Below are 14,067 nucleotides of genomic sequence, written 5' to 3'. Positions count from 1 at the left end.
TGCAACGATCACTTTTTAATTAAGCCTATCGTTGCACAAATGGACATGGTGAATGTTAAGCGATTTAGATGATTTTTATTGTTTTGCTCAAGTGGTTGAACATGGTGGTTTTAGCGCAGCCGAACGCGCAACAGATATTCCTAAATCCAAGCTCAGTCGACGTGTGTATAACCTCGAAGAACGTTTGGGTGTACGGCTAATTCAACGCAGCTCTCGACATTTCGCAGTGACCGATATTGGTATGAACATTTACCGTCATGCGCAAGTGATGATGAATGCTGCACAAGCCGCACACGACTTGGTCGATCATCTCAGCTTACAACCGCGTGGTGTCATTAAACTCAGCCTGCCAGTATCGATTGCACAAAACGAAATTGCACGCATTTTACCAAGCTTCTTAAAAACCTATCCCGAAATTAAAGTGCAAATGATGGTGACCAATCGCCGTGTGGATATTATTAACGAAGGTTTTGATATCGCGCTGCGGGTTCGCTCCAATTTAGACGATGATCCAAGTTTGGTAATTCGTAAATTTGAAAATATCGAGCAGCATTTATTTGCCAGCCAAGCCTACTTAAATGAATTTGGCGAACTGAAACAACCTGAAGATTTAAGCCAACATCATATACTGAGTATGGTTGATGAGCATTTAGATCAACATATCATCGTGCATAATGATGCGCAGCAACAAAAGAAAATACGCGTAAACCCTGTCGTGATGGGCTCTGATTTGAGTATGTTGGCTCAACTGGTCCGTAAAAACTGCGGCATTGCCTTACTTCCAGACAGCATCGTACAAGATATGGTGAAAAGTGGTGAGCTGGTTCGTGTCCTACCCGACTGGAAAGCACCACACGGTATTTTTCATGCGGTGTATCCTTCACGTCGTGGTTTATTGCCTGCTGTCCGCGTGTTTATTGACTATTTAATTGAACACCTTAGCTCAAATAAATCACTTTAAACTCTACACATGCTCAATGACATTGAGCCAATCCATGAGGCAAAAAAAAGAGCTTAACCGAGGTGGATAAGCTCATAAACTTTCAAAATAAGAAACTACAGCGAGTATCTTGGAAACAATTTTAGTGACAAAATGAAGTCTAGACCAATAGCTTGCATGTATAAGTTTTAATCATATAAAATCAAAAACCCGATAAATAAAGGGGTTCAGAAATATCAGTGATTGCTTTTAAGACTTAATTTAGCTTTTAAGTCACAAAGCTAGACCAAAGTCTAAAATTTAATCAACGACAAAACATCAACTTAAATTTCTGGATAACTGCCCGTACCTTCAGGCCAAGGTGATAGTAACTCAAAACCAGTTTCAGTCACGAGTACCATATGCTCCCACTGCGCAGTTAAAGACTTATCGGCAGTCACGACTGTCCAACCATCCTTGAGCTCTTTGACATGTGCTTTGCCCATATTAATCATCGGCTCAATCGTAAACACCATGCCCGCTTTAAGCTGCATCCCCTTACCTGGTTGACCATAGTGCAATACGCTTGGCTGTTCGTGATAAACTTTGCCAATACCATGACCACAATACTCGCGTACCACACTATAACCTTCACGGTGCGCAACAGTTTGAATGGCATAACCAATATCACCAAGCGTCGCACCTTGCTTCACAGCATGAATACCTGCAACCATCGCCTCATAAGTCGTATCGACTAGCTTTTTGGCTTCCGGTTTCACTGTACCCACATAGTACATACGACTGGTATCACCAAAGTAGCCATCTTTAATAATCGCCACATCAATATTAATAATATCGCCATCTTTAAGTACAACATTCGGCGATGGAATACCGTGACAGACCACTTCATTTGGAGAAATACAGGTGGTTTTGGTATAGCCATGATAACCAATATTGGCAGGCGTCACTTTTAAGGTATTTACAATGAAGTCATGACAAATATCATCCAGATATTCAGTCGTAACACCCGGCTTTACATGTTCACCAATCATCGCTAAAACTTCGGCAGCCAAACGACCAGATATACGAAGTTTTTCTACATCTTGTTCAGTTTTTATGCTCACATTTAAGCCACGCATTGAAATATCCTCAATTATGAAGTCGCAAGTATAGACCTTTTCTCAATATTTTTGTTCAAACTTAAATCTTAGGCTAGCCTTCAACAACTGACCTCTAAATAATTTGTGTAATTTTAAAGCATTTGCACTACAACTTTTAATTTAGGAAAATAGCGCCTCAAGCTTTTTATATTTATAATTTTTCTATTTAAAATGGATAATCAATCACATATATCAACCTACTTTTTACAAGTTGATATATTCACTTTTCATCTTATAAAAAAATTTAATACTACCCATGAAATAAATTAGCCAAAAAAACACTTATGCACTAAAATCGTCCCCCTTTGTTCAACTCGATCTCCCTTTTATGACAAGTCTGCGTACTCGGGATATTGTTGCTTTGGGTTTTATGACTTTCGCACTCTTCATTGGTGCGGGCAACATTATCTTTCCACCGATTGTGGCTCAACAAGCGGGTGAGCATGTATGGCTAGCAGCTTTTGGTTTCTTAATCACTGCTGTAGGCTTACCTGTAATCACCATTATTGCGCTGTCACGTGTCGAAGGTTCGATTCAAATTTTAAGTTCACCTTTGGGTAAAATAGCCAGTCTCATTTTAACCATTACGTGTTACCTAACTGTCGGACCACTCTTTGCGACACCACGTACTGCAACCGTTTCTTATGAAATTGGTTTTTCATCTTATCTTGGAACATCAAGCAGCAGCTTGCTGATCTACAGTGCAATCTACTTTAGTGTAGTCACCCTCATTTCACTGTATCCAAACAAGATTTTAGACACGGTTGGCTATGTACTCTCGCCACTAAAGATTTTATCTTTGACCATCCTTGGCATTGCGGCGATGATGATTCCAACGGGTTTCGTTCCGCCAGCCATCAATAATTATATCGACAGCCCTGTTTCTGAAGGTTTTGTAAATGGTTACTTGACCATGGACACTTTAGGTGCTTTGGTTTTTGGTATTGTAATTATTCAAGCAATTCGTTCACGCGGTGTCAGCAACCCTAAACTGATTACACGTTATGCGGTTATTGCGAGTATCATTTCTGGTATTGGTTTAACTGTAGTTTACCTCAGCTTATTTAAACTTGGTCTCGGAAGTCACGAAGTCGCAGCATATGCGAGCAATGGTGCAGTGATCCTGCATGCATATGTTCAACATGCATTTGGTGACTTAGGTTCATTTTTCCTGTCAGGTATGATTTTCATTGCGTGTATGGTCACTGCGATTGGCCTGACCTGTGCATGTGCTGAATATTTCAGTTCGATCACTAAAATTGGCTATAAAGTTTGGGTCTTCATTCTGATTGGTTTCTCTTTCATTATTTCAAACTTAGGTTTAACCAAACTCATCGCCTTTTCTGTGCCTGTTTTAAGTGCAATTTATCCACCTGCAATTGTGGTGATTATGCTGAGCTTTGGCTGGAAATTCTTTAATCATCCTCGCCGAGTGATTGCACCTGTTACCGCAGTGTCTTTGGTCTTTGGTCTTCTAGACGGTTTAAAAGTTGCGAACTTTGAACTGCCGTATGCGCTGACTCACTTACCTCTTGCAGAACAAAACCTTGCATGGCTTATCCCATCTTTAGTGGTTTTTGTAATTGCCGTTGTAATCGACAAAGTGAAAAAGTAAGCAAAAACTGATGTTGTTAAAATCTGGTTTTACCCAAACCTGATTTTAAGCATGATCAATATTTGTCACATTTTATCCAAATGGACACATATTGTTTCATTTCTTTCTACATCAGTTTTTGTACATACTGACACATTTCATATACACCGCTAAAGTCGTATATCAACACCTTCATATCTCTTATAAATTTAATATTAGAAAATAAAGAATTCTTTAAAGCCTGCCCTAGCAAGCCATTCATGGCATCAATATTGCTTTATACAATCTATGTATAAGCTTACATACATCATTTATTTGTCATCTTATACCGTAACGAAATACTATTTATTCACTAAAAAAATGCTACATACATATTTTCTGATTGGTATAGCATAATTTCTCTGAAAAATAGTTGTTTTTGCTCTTGATCAACGCAAGTTTTAGCAGTACAACATTAAGAACTAATCCGACTAAACACATTGGTTTTTAGTCAAAAACTCAAGGAGGGATGGAGATGTTATCATTACATTTCAACAAGCAAGTCTTCATTAACGCTCTGAAGGCAAACAAGAATATGGTGACGTATTTAAGTACCACCATTGCCCTAATGGTCATTATGATCATGCATGGCTTAATTCAAGGTAACCTTAAAGCTGAATATTTTGCTTACGCTATCGTCGTATCATTTGCCTTTTATTTATGGGCAGTCGTCGATCAAAAATTCCGAAAGGCCACACAGTCAATTGACTAGCAAACAGGTGGATGATTAGTCATCCACCTTTGTAAAAGTATAAAAATTAAAAAAACTAGGACTTACGCACTGTTATTTATAGACTCTCTGTGGTAGCAGATGATTTTTATCGAGAATAAAGTCATCAATGAAGTTTTTGATCATTGGTCTAAATAACTTCTTCTGCCAACGATATACATTTTCAAAGATCCGCTCAAACTGGTTCTTTTGTATCTCAACGTAGGCCATCAAGGCTGAAAAAATATGATTCGAAATCAGTTTAGATCGTCTTACTTGAAACTTTTCAATATGACAAACCTGTTTAATCACTCGGTGATATTGTTCTATTTTCCAATGACTTGAATGTAATTCATGAAAACCCTCAAAGGACAATAAATCATCTTCATCTTGATGCACAATATAAAACCTCTGCTGTTCTTTTAACTGAGTCTTAAATAATTGTACAAAGCCAAAATCTTTGAGCCAGACCACTTGACCCTGATGGAAATTTGGCAATAAACGCAGTTGAAACCATTGTCCTTTTTCTGGGGAAACCTTACGGTTACAGTCGATACCAAACATAAATCGAATACCATATTTTCTTATGGTTTTTAGATTTCCAGTCGATGAATACCAACTATCACCTGTAATAAATTGAATCTTTGCACCCCAACTGAGTACTTCACTTAACATATCCATAAAGTAATCATTCTTGGTTTTACTTTCAGATTTGTCATAAATTCGGAAATTAATTGGAATATTTTGACCATTTTGATCTGTCGCATACAAGGTAATGAGATTAATACCCTTGACGGATCGGTGGTGTTTGCCTGACCAAAAATAGCTAACCAAGTCCATATGTTGACTATAGGGTTTATCTAAAACAGTATCATCAATACTGACTATAAGTTTATTATTATCAATATGTTGAATTGCTTCTTGATATAGGTCGTGAGGTGTGTAGTCTTCACGCTCTAGAAAGCGATTTACACTATCATGCGAGATGTTATAAGTCTCGGCAAGTTGTGTGCAGCTAATAGAGTTCGGTTCTGTCATGAGAAAGCCCATATAAATGGGTAGAGTACAAGTTGCTGTAGAAGCATGTTTAATTCGTCTGATCACAGATACTTTATAAAGTATTTTAATACTTTTTTGAATCCGTCAATGCGTAAGTCCTAAAAACTATAAGAACAACTTAAAATAAACCTAAAAACATTCCCCACAACAAGCCTAACGTCGCCACAATTTCCCCCACAACCAATGCCATCATTGCCATTAGCATAATTGATTTGGGTAAAGTCCATTTGCCTAAAACATGCGGACTACGGAACTGGTTATTGGTGTCTTGCAATAACCCATGCACAATATAGCTCAGTATAGAAAAGCTAAAAAAGAATAAATTGATTCCAACAAACAGCATATTCACAAGTTCAGGCCAGACTGAAATTGCGGCCATTAACGCAATAATTAAACTTGCAGGTGCATATAACAAACTGCTGCGGTGTGCGATATCAACATAATAGTGCGCGCGAAACTGCGGTGAATGGCGAATTTGCGCATATTTCCATACCCCTGTCAGCATCCCAACAAACAGAAAAATCCCACTAAATAAAAGTGCAAATTTTACCGACATATCTAATTCAACAAACTGCATGTGTTTTCCTTTTTTATTTTCACCCTATTCTATACAGATCTACTTGACTTCAAAGTCATAGATTAGACAAGTTTCTTTTTGGAACTTAGGTAGAGTAGAAAAAAATTCAATACTTAACCGATTATGCAAAATTACGAAACTTTAGCTATTACCTGCTCTGACCATTATTCACTCAGTGGACGCTTTTATGCAGCCCAAGGCATACAACAAGCCCTGCCTGTTTTAATCTGCCCTGCCACAGGTATTACTCAACAGTTTTACCACCATTTTGCTTCATGGCTTGCAGAACAAGGCTATGCCGTTTTGGTTTTTGACTTTCGCGGCATTGGTGAGTCTTTGCATGAACCACTTAAAAAGTCGAAAGCCAGCATCGTGCAATGGGGGCAATTGGATATCCCAGCAGCGATGGAGGTATTATTGAATAAGACCCAAGCGAAACAAGTGATCTTGCTCGGTCATAGTGCAGGTGGGCAACTATTAGGTATTAACCCAAACTATGAGAAAGTCGCAAAAGTCGTTGCCGTTGCTGGCTCAACCGGACACATAAAAGACTTGAAAGGTCGTACCAAACTTCTAGCTCCTGTGATGTTTAAACTGATCTTCCCTATTGCACGTTATACCTTAGGCTATGGGCCGACCAATGCCATTGGCATGGGCGAAAACCTACCCAAAAATGTGGCGCGTGATTGGGCACAGTTTTGCAGCAAACCTGGTTATGTAATCAACGCCTTAGGCAAAACAGTACAAGATGATTTCCACCGTGATATTCGCTGTCCAATCACAGCCATTTGGGCCTCGGATGATGAAATTGCCACGCAAGTGAATGTTAAAGGCTTACTCAGCCTTTACCCAAATGCACAGACAGATCAAATTGAACTCAAACCACAGGCATATGGCCACAAAGCCATTGGTCATATGGCAATGTTTAAGCGTTCTCATCAAAACTTATGGCCTGAAATTGCAGCACAGCTTTCATCTTAAGGCTGCATATATCTAGTAAAACCTATTGCCAGTTCAAGTAGCACTTGCTTGAAGTGGCTTTATTTTCACCGCAAAATTGCAGCTTTCAGATAAAAACCAACGCTATTGATAAATTTAATTTTATTAATCGATAAATAAATATTATATTTCCACCACGAATTTTTATTAAGTCATAGTTCATGTGATGTCTATCGCATGTGCTAGAGATGGATGAATCATGTCTGCACAACAGCAACCCCAACTTAAGCATGGGCTGAGCAACCGCCATATTCAGCTGATTGCTTTAGGCGGCTCTATTGGTACAGGTCTATTTTTAGGCATTTCACAAACCATTAAACTGGCTGGCCCTTCCGTTATTTTAGGCTACGCACTGGCGGGCTTAATTGCATTTTTCATGATGCGCCAGTTGGGTGAAATGGTGGTTGAAGAACCTGTTAGTGGCTCTTTTAGCTATTTTGCCTATAAGTTTTGGAGCCCTTTTGCGGGCTTTATGTCGGGCTGGAACTATTGGGTACTCAATGTCTTGGTCTGCATGGCGGAACTCAGTGCCATCGGCCTCTATGTCCAGTATTGGTGGCCTGAAATTCCCACATGGATCTCAGCGCTTGGTTTCTTTGTACTGATCAATGCCATCAACCTGCTGCATGTCAAAGTCTTTGGTGAAACAGAATTTTTATTCTCCATGATTAAAATTCTCGCGATCATTGGCATGATTGGATACGGCGCTTGGTTACTGGCAAGTGGTCACGGTGGTGCACATGCTTCTATTTCAAACCTCTGGGCTCTAGGCGGTTTCTTTCCCAATGGGATTTCTGGCTTAATCATGGCGATGGCCATCATTATGTTTTCCTTTGGCGGGATTGAACTCGTTGGTATTGCAGCTGCGGAAACTAAAAATCCAACCACAACTATTCCTAAAGCAGTCAATCAAATTGTCTATCGTGTGTTGCTGTTTTACGTGCTTACGATCATCGTTCTGCTCTCATTGTTTCCATGGAATCAAATCGCAGAAGGCGGTAGTCCTTTTGTCTTGATTTTTGACTCCTTAGGTAGTCAGGGCGTCGCAACTGTGCTGAATTTTGTGGTCTTAACCGCAGCTATATCGGTGTATAACGGTACTAGCTATGGCACGAGTCGTATGCTGCTAGGTCTGGCAGAACAAGGCAATGCTCCACAATTTTTAAAGAAAATTAACCAGCGTGGTATTCCTTATGCAGCCATTTTATGCTCTGCGTTGGTGACCTTACTGTGTGTCGTCTTGAATTATATCTTCCCAGAAAAAGCCTTTAAACTACTGATGAGTCTTGTAGTTTCAGCCATTGTGATTAACTGGATGATGTTGGCGTTGACCCATTTAAAATTCAAGCAACGTATGCTGGCATTGCAAAAATCAACTTTGTTTCCAACTTTGATTTACCCTATCAGCAACTATATCTGTATTGTATTTATGCTTGGTATTTTAGTGGTGATGTGGCTCACACCTGATATGCGAATTGCAGTGATGCTGATTCCACTTTGGATTGGCTGCCTAACGCTAACTTACTGGTTTAAACAAAGATCAAAAACGCAAAAAGTACAATAAATAAGTCAGCAAACAGCGCCGTTAAAAGGCACCCTTCCCTTTAAAGACGCTGTTTGCAAATCAAAGTCAATTTCCCAAATGACTTTGATTGAATCACTTTATTGTAGTCATGACTAATGCAGAGTGTTTCTCTTTTATTTGCTTATTTTGAGCATTTATTGAGAAATATTTTCACATAAAATAGTTTATAAAGAAAATTATACGCAGGAATACGTTATGAATGACGCTCACTACGTTTTAGATAAAATTGACCGTCGTATTTTGTCTGAACTTCGCCAAGATGGCCGTCTGACCGTTACCCAGTTGGCTGAGAAAGTTGGGCTGTCCTCTTCTCCTTGCTGGACACGTGTAAAACGCCTAGAAAATCTCAACATCATTGAAGGCTATACAGCAAAGATTAATTCAAAAGCTATTGGGATTAATGAGCTGTTTTTTATTGAAATTACGCTTGAGCGCCATGATGATGAAATCTTAGAGCAGTTTAGTGAAGCACTGGCTTACATGCCTGAAGTGGTTGAAGCCCATTTAGTAACTGGCGATTATGACTACTTACTCAAAGTTGCAGTGAAAAATGCAGAACACTATGAGCGCTTTTTGCGTAAAAACTTATACTCAATGAAAGGTGTACGTCATACACGCTCAATTTTTGCCTTACGCCCTTTGAAACTCGAAAATAAATCAGACCTCATTATGATTGAGTGATTGCTGCAAATATTGTGTAAATGTGGTTTAATACACGCAGTATGAGATGAGCCTCTTACAGTATGTACCTTAGATGTGCATACGACTAGCCCCTAACCATGGGGCTTTTTAATGTCTAAAATTTAAGAAATTAATAAACAAAATTAATTTTCGATGTCATAGACCCAATTTTTCGCTTCTTTATCACTAGTGGTTTCACAAACATAGTAGTCATGATCCCAAGCATCTTGATGGAAAATTTCCATTTTTCGATAAGTCACGTTTTTAGAGTTTTCGACACAGACGAAGCTACCGCCTTGGTCTTTGACTTGCGTTCCATTGAGGAAACCACCAATACAGAGAAATCGAGATTGTTTAGCCATTAATACATCAACTTTTAAATTACTAAATTTGTAATGATTTAACAATGACCTGAATATGCTGTAAAGCTTAGGTTCGATAATGCTGATCTTTTTTCCAAGCTGCTTCATCAAAATTAAGTTCTAAAAATTCAGCAATTTTTTAGCTATGCTTTTTTAAGAAGTTTAGCATCCATATAGATGCCATATCACTGCTTAGGCTATTATAAATCACACGACCTCGTGAAATTTCTCCATTTTCTATATTCTGCAATTCAGCTATTTGGTTTTTAAGCACTTCCCAAGAGTTGACATGCACATAAGCACTACCAATCTGCCCAAATAAATCTTAGTCTGATAATTTACAATTATGGGCAATACCTACGATCTAGTTTTGGCATTGCCAAAAGATGCTGATTTTCATTTTTTAATAATTAAATCTAATTCTTTTAGGCGGTCATTAATAAAATCATCTAAGAAAATATTATTTCTAATCGTAAGTAGTTTAAAAGCATCACCTGAAAATCCACGTAAATTCCCAATAGAATGACTAATCCAAGAATTTGGTATTTTTTTCCAAGTATCTCTCACTGCCCACGTTGGAAAAAGTTGTTGAATCTGATCAAGAGATAAGTTTTTATTTTCTTTTAAAACAATACCATAGTGGAAATAATCTGTAGCAGCAACAAATAGAAATGTAATATTTGGATTAATTTTACTTTGTAAAACACAACCGATTACATCTCTATTTTGTGATAAATTTTTACTACTAAGTTGGTCAAACCATTTTTGACAATTTCTAATATTATATTGAATATTTAAAAAATCATCTGTATTTGAGTCCAAAAATTCGCCCGTTTGCACAAACACATTTTTTATATATTCAAATAAATTATAAAGTAATTTTCCTCTATATTCACTGCTGCTATATTCATCCGAAATTTTCTTGATAGCCTCTAGTTCATTTAGTTGAACATCAATAAGCATTTTTTGTAATTCCTTCTTTCCTGTGATTAATTCACCTGTTAGCATTTTCAACAAGTTGATATACTGCTGAATTGCAGCTACAAGATTCGATGCTTTACCAATTGCAGATTGAATGTTTTTCAACCAAAAAATAATATCTGTTTGGTAACTCAAGCATTTCAAATATATATTTTGTTGATTTTCACCATCATTCAAGAAATATTTTCCATCTACATTTTTTATATTTCCTAATGAAAATTGACTTGGCTCTTTGCCGTCCAATGTTAAATAAATCATAAATTGTTGCTTCTTGGTACTTTCACAATATTCATAATATCTATTCAATTGCTTAACTTGATCTTCGGCATAAATTTTATTTTCAATAATTAAAATTTGTGTTTTATTTGAAATAATTAAATCAATTTGACCATAACTTTTCTTTTTATCGCCAACACGTTGCTCTTTTTTTATTTGAACGAACTCGTCAACTATAAATTCAGAACAAAAAGAATCAATAAAACTTTTTAAAAATAAATTTCCTTGGCCATGTGAACCGCGTGGATCTAATAACTCCTTTAAAATTGGAGTATGAGTAAAAACCTCACTACTCCCCATACCTGATATTTTTAGTAAATTAAACTCATTTCCATGACTTTTATTTTTTTCAATTAACGCTATCGTTTGGGATATTAATTTTCTTATATATTCTTGCATTTTATACTCAAAAAATAAGGGCTGATTACTCAGCCCTTATCTTATACCGCTTATTGCTTAATTAACAAAGAATTAAGTCAACTGAGCAGCAGCAATTTTCTTCGTATCAATCTCAGATGCAGGTTTAGTATAGTCTGTCATCTTGTCGAAGCTTAAGTATTGGTAGATGTCAGCAGACATGCTATCAATCTGAGCTGCATACTGTTGGTATTCTTCTGGAGTTGGTAATTTACCAAGTACAGCAGCAACAGAAGCAAGTTCAGCAGACGCTAAGTAAACGTTCGCACCTTGACCTAAACGGTTCGGGAAGTTACGCGTAGAAGTCGATACACAAGTAGTGTTCGGCGCTACACGTGCTTGGTTACCCATACACAATGAACAACCTGGCATTTCAGTACGTGCGCCAGCTTTACCATAAGTATTATAGAAACCTTCTTCCATCAATTGACGCTCGTCCATACGCGTAGGTGGAGCAATCCACAAACGAGTTGAAAGTACGCCACCAGGAACTTTCTCTAACAACTTACCAGTTGCGCGGAAGTGACCGATGTTTGTCATACATGAACCAACGAATACTTCGTCAATTTTCACGCCTTGAACGTCAGAAAGCAATTTCGCATCATCTGGGTCATTCGGGCAGCAAAGAACTGGTTCAGTAATTGTCGCAAGGTCAATTTCATACACTTTCGTGTATTCAGCGTCAGCATCAGCTTTAAGAAGTGATGGATTCGCTAACCATTTTTCCATGTTCTCTACACGACGAGCCATCGTACGCGCATCGCCATAACCTTCAGAGATCATCCACTTCAACATGGTGATGTTTGATTTCAGGTATTCAGCAACTTTCTCTTCAGAAAGCGTGATAGAACAACCCGCAGCAGAACGTTCAGCAGATGCATCAGAAAGTTCGAATGCTTGCTCAACAGTGAGGTCAGTTTCCATTTCTGTTAAGTCGATCTCAAGGATACGACCAGAGAAGATGTTTTTCTTACCTTTCTTCTCTACAGTTAAGTCACCTTGCTGAATCGCAACGTAAGGAATTGCATGTACAAGGTCACGTAGTGTGATACCAGGTTGCATTTTACCTTTGAACTTAACAAGTACAGATTCAGGCATATCCAGTGGCATAACACCAGTCGCAGCAGCGAATGCTACAAGACCAGAACCCGCTGGGAAAGAAATACCAATTGGGAAACGCGTATGTGAGTCACCACCAGTACCAACTGTATCTGGAAGAAGCATACGGTTTAACCAAGAGTGAATAATACCGTCACCTGGACGTAGAGATACACCGCCACGGTTCATGATGAAATCAGGAAGCGAGTGTTGCATTTGAACGTCAACTGGTTTTGGATACGCAGCAGTGTGACAGAAAGATTGCATAACTAGGTCAGCAGAGAAGCCTAGGCAAGCTAAGTCTTTCAATTCGTCACGAGTCATTGGACCAGTGGTATCTTGCGAACCAACAGTCGTCATCTTAGGTTCACAGTAAGTACCTGGAAGTACGCCTTGACCTTCAGGAAGACCACATGCGCGACCAACCATTTTCTGTGCTTGAGTGAAACCTTTGCCAGTAGCAGCAGGTTGAACTGGAGTACGGAATAAAGTAGATGGAGCAAGACCTAAAGCTTCACGCGCTTTAGTTGTTAAACCACGACCAACGATTAAGTTGATACGACCACCCGCACGTACTTCGTCTAGAAGCACTGGAGTTTTAAGTTCAGCTTCAGCAATGACTGCGCCGTCTTTAGTTGCAGTTACTTTTGCAGCAGCATGATCAATGTTAAGAACGATTTCATCGCCCATGTTCATGTTTGCAACATCAATTTCGATTGGCAACGCGCCAGCATCTTCCATTGTGTTGAAGAAAATCGGAGCGATTTTAGAACCTAAGCAGTAACCACCGTCTTTTTTGTTCGGGATGTGAGCAATTTCGTCACCGAAGAACCAAAGTACAGAGTTAGTTGCTGATTTACGGCTTGAACCAGTACCAACAACGTCACCTACGTAAGCAACTTGGTTGCCTTTCGCGATCAAGTCTTTGATTTGGTTTAATGGACCAACTTCACCAGGAACTTCTGGGTTAATACCGTCACGTACGTTTTTCAACATCGCATTTGCGTGCAATGGAATGTCTGGACGGCTCCATGCGTCTTGTGCAGGTGACAAGTCGTCAGTGTTAGTTTCGCCAGTTACTTTGAAAACAGTCAGTTTGATTTCAGTCGGAACGTCTTTACGAGTCGTGAACCATTCAGCGTCAGCCCAAGACTGCATAACCGCTTGTGCATTCGCGTTACCCGCTTTTGCTTTATCTGCAACGTCATGGAACGCATCAAATACTAGAAGCGTTTTCTTAAGTGCTTCAGCTGCTAATTCAGCAAGTGCAGCATCGTCAAGAAGAGCAACTAAAGGAGCAACGTTATAACCACCAAGCATAGTGCCTAGTAAGTAAACCGAACGTTCTTTAGAAACTAATGGAGAAGTCGCCTCGCCTTTAGCCAAAGCAGCTAAAAATGCAGCTTTAACATATGCAGCTTGGTCAACACCCGCTGGAACACGGTTTTCTAGTAAATCAACTAAAAATGCTTCTTCGCCAGCTGGTGGGTTTTTTAATAATTCAACTAATGCAGCTGTTTGAGCATCATCAAGTGGCTTCGGTGGGACTCCGAGTGCGGCACGTTCTGCAACGTGTTGGCGGTAAGCTTCTAGCACGGTGTTATTCCTCTT

General features: G+C 38.8%; 12 protein-coding genes. 6 read left to right on the top strand and 6 right to left on the bottom strand.

The window, feature by feature from the left end; genetic code table 11:
* The first annotated feature begins 52 nt into the window (after positions 1-52).
* Positions 53-961: a LysR family transcriptional regulator gene (locus AC4CU3_RS15730; protein ID WP_004981950.1), complete on the top strand. Its 909-nt coding sequence runs from the start codon at positions 53-55 to the stop codon at positions 959-961.
* Between the two features lie 302 nt (positions 962-1,263).
* Here the strand turns inward: AC4CU3_RS15730 and map are convergent, their stop codons facing one another.
* Positions 1,264-2,058 (bottom strand): type I methionyl aminopeptidase, encoded by a 795-nt coding sequence (gene map, locus AC4CU3_RS15725; protein WP_005400725.1) that lies wholly within the window; start codon positions 2,056-2,058, stop codon positions 1,264-1,266.
* 349 nt (positions 2,059-2,407) lie between these two features.
* On the opposite strand from map, the gene brnQ reads away from it, so the two are divergent.
* Positions 2,408-3,694, top strand: coding sequence for a branched-chain amino acid transport system II carrier protein (brnQ, locus tag AC4CU3_RS15720; protein WP_279044890.1), 1,287 nt, complete (start codon positions 2,408-2,410; stop codon positions 3,692-3,694).
* Between the two features lie 493 nt (positions 3,695-4,187).
* Positions 4,188-4,424, top strand: coding sequence for a hypothetical protein (locus tag AC4CU3_RS15715; protein WP_004696541.1), 237 nt, complete (start codon positions 4,188-4,190; stop codon positions 4,422-4,424).
* 72 nt (positions 4,425-4,496) lie between these two features.
* On the opposite strand, the gene AC4CU3_RS15710 is transcribed toward AC4CU3_RS15715, so the two are convergent.
* Together AC4CU3_RS15710 and AC4CU3_RS15705 are read right to left on the bottom strand one after the other, a co-directional pair.
* Entirely contained in the window at positions 4,497-5,525 is a 1,029-nt protein-coding gene (locus AC4CU3_RS15710; RefSeq protein ID WP_193345310.1) for an IS701 family transposase, read from the bottom strand.
* 73 nt (positions 5,526-5,598) lie between these two features.
* On the bottom strand, positions 5,599-6,057 hold the full coding sequence (locus AC4CU3_RS15705) for a hypothetical protein (protein ID WP_279043124.1): 459 nt from the start codon (positions 6,055-6,057) through the stop codon (positions 5,599-5,601).
* Positions 6,058-6,180: 123 nt separating this feature from the next.
* On the opposite strand from AC4CU3_RS15705, the gene AC4CU3_RS15700 reads away from it, so the two are divergent.
* The 3 genes from AC4CU3_RS15700 to AC4CU3_RS15690 all read left to right on the top strand — a co-directional run bounded on the left by AC4CU3_RS15700 (position 6,181) and on the right by AC4CU3_RS15690 (position 9,322).
* Positions 6,181-7,038 (top strand): alpha/beta fold hydrolase, encoded by an 858-nt coding sequence (locus AC4CU3_RS15700; protein ID WP_279043122.1) that lies wholly within the window; start codon positions 6,181-6,183, stop codon positions 7,036-7,038.
* 217 nt (positions 7,039-7,255) lie between these two features.
* The gene (locus AC4CU3_RS15695) at positions 7,256-8,620 is read left to right on the top strand and encodes an amino acid permease (RefSeq protein WP_279043120.1); all 1,365 of its coding nucleotides are present in this window, start codon (positions 7,256-7,258) and stop codon (positions 8,618-8,620) included.
* 216 nt (positions 8,621-8,836) lie between these two features.
* On the top strand, positions 8,837-9,322 hold the full coding sequence (locus tag AC4CU3_RS15690) for an Lrp/AsnC family transcriptional regulator (RefSeq protein ID WP_004696532.1): 486 nt from the start codon (positions 8,837-8,839) through the stop codon (positions 9,320-9,322).
* A 143-nt stretch (positions 9,323-9,465) separates the two neighbouring features.
* Here the strand turns inward: AC4CU3_RS15690 and AC4CU3_RS15685 are convergent, their stop codons facing one another.
* The 3 genes from AC4CU3_RS15685 to AC4CU3_RS15675 all read right to left on the bottom strand — a co-directional run bounded on the left by AC4CU3_RS15685 (position 9,466) and on the right by AC4CU3_RS15675 (position 14,052).
* Positions 9,466-9,684 (bottom strand): hypothetical protein, encoded by a 219-nt coding sequence (locus AC4CU3_RS15685; RefSeq protein ID WP_201703038.1) that lies wholly within the window; start codon positions 9,682-9,684, stop codon positions 9,466-9,468.
* A 396-nt stretch (positions 9,685-10,080) separates the two neighbouring features.
* Entirely contained in the window at positions 10,081-11,340 is a 1,260-nt protein-coding gene (locus AC4CU3_RS15680; RefSeq protein WP_086207635.1) for a PDDEXK-like family protein, read from the bottom strand.
* Positions 11,341-11,412: 72 nt separating this feature from the next.
* Positions 11,413-14,052, bottom strand: coding sequence for a bifunctional aconitate hydratase 2/2-methylisocitrate dehydratase (locus tag AC4CU3_RS15675; RefSeq protein WP_279043115.1), 2,640 nt, complete (start codon positions 14,050-14,052; stop codon positions 11,413-11,415).
* Between the last annotated feature and the right edge of the window lie 15 nt (positions 14,053-14,067).

Source organism: Acinetobacter sp. 802_lipA, assembly GCF_058242885.1.
Note: the sequence above shows the minus strand (reverse complement) of the source record. Positions and strands in the feature narration are given on the sequence as shown.